Genomic DNA, 1,300 nt, shown 5'->3' with positions numbered 1-1,300 from the left:
ATCTCGTTGTATCCAGAATGAGATTAGCAGTGCCAATAGATCAAACAAAATAAAGGCAGCTAATGTCAAAGTATAATTGTGGAACAGTTGATGTGTTAATGATAATAGTAATGGTCCAACAACTCCGGCAGCAGCCCATGCTGTCAGTACATATCCATGAACAGCTCCTAATTCTTTAGTACCAAAGACATCACCTAAGTAGGCTGGGATGACAGAAAAGCCTGCTCCATAACAAGACATCAACAAGCATAATGCAATGACAAATAGGAGCGGTAATTTGAAGATGAGCATGGCTGAAAGCATTACAATATCGAGAATAAAAATGGTACTGAAAGTAGCAGGGCGCCCGATATAATCAGACAAAGTTGCCCATATCAAACGTCCAAAGCCATTGAAAAGGCCTATGATTCCAACCATAATTGCGGCTGTTTGGACAGACATGCCGGTCATACTTTGAGCCATGGGGGATGCAGCTGAGACAAGGCCGATCCCGCATGTAATATTGATAAATAACATTATCCAAAGAAAAGTGAAGGATTTAGTTTTGAGGGCTTGGTTAGCTGTTAGCTCCGGTCCTCGGGTTAGACGTGTTCCCTTTTTTTGAGAAATGCTATTTTCAGTAGTGCTTGATAGTGCCAGATTTGGACGAACAATAAACTGTGCAGCGAGCAGCATAATAACAAAATAAAATGTTCCTAAGAGATAGAATGTTTGTTCAAGACCAACACTAGCCATTAGCTGTTGAGCAACAGGACCAGTCAGCATTGCTGCAAAACCAAATCCCATAATAGCTAACCCCGTTGCTAAACCGCGTTTGTCTGGAAACCATTTAATAATTGTTGATACAGGGGTAACGTATCCTGCTCCCAGTCCTAAGCCGCCTATGACACCATATGAGAGATATAATAGCCAAATTGAATTTTGATGGATAGCCCAACCAGTCATAATGGTTCCAGTTCCGTAAAGAAAGCTAGCAATAGTTCCCGTTAGTCTAGGGCCTATTTTTTCAACGACTTTGCCCATAAAGGCGGCTGACATTCCCAAGAAGAAAATAGCGATACTAAATGCAAGAGCGACTGAGGATTCTGCCCAACCATTTTGTTTTGCAATTGGATTAGTAAAAACACTCCAAGCATAAACGGAACCAATCATTAAATGAAACATGACACCTGCAAACGCAACAACATAGCGATAACAATTCAATACAAATTCATCCATTTTTGATAGAATACGAATAAGTATAAGAATAATTTAAACGATGATAACAACCATTCTAGTCATATAATAATAAAATCACATA

Annotated in this window: 1 protein-coding gene; it reads right to left on the bottom strand. The window is 39.6% G+C overall.

What is annotated here, in order from left to right; genetic code table 11:
• On the bottom strand, positions 1-1,218 hold a 1,218-nt coding region (locus ABZX61_RS65870; RefSeq protein WP_355213276.1), incomplete at its 3' end, for an OFA family MFS transporter.
• Between the last annotated feature and the right edge of the window lie 82 nt (positions 1,219-1,300).

The organism is Nonomuraea sp. NPDC003709 (assembly GCF_040610775.1).
Classification (GTDB): Bacteria; Actinomycetota; Actinomycetes; order Streptosporangiales; family Streptosporangiaceae; genus Nonomuraea; species Nonomuraea angiospora_A.
The sequence above is the reverse complement of the archived record's forward strand: the minus strand, read 5'-3'. Positions and strand labels throughout refer to the sequence as shown.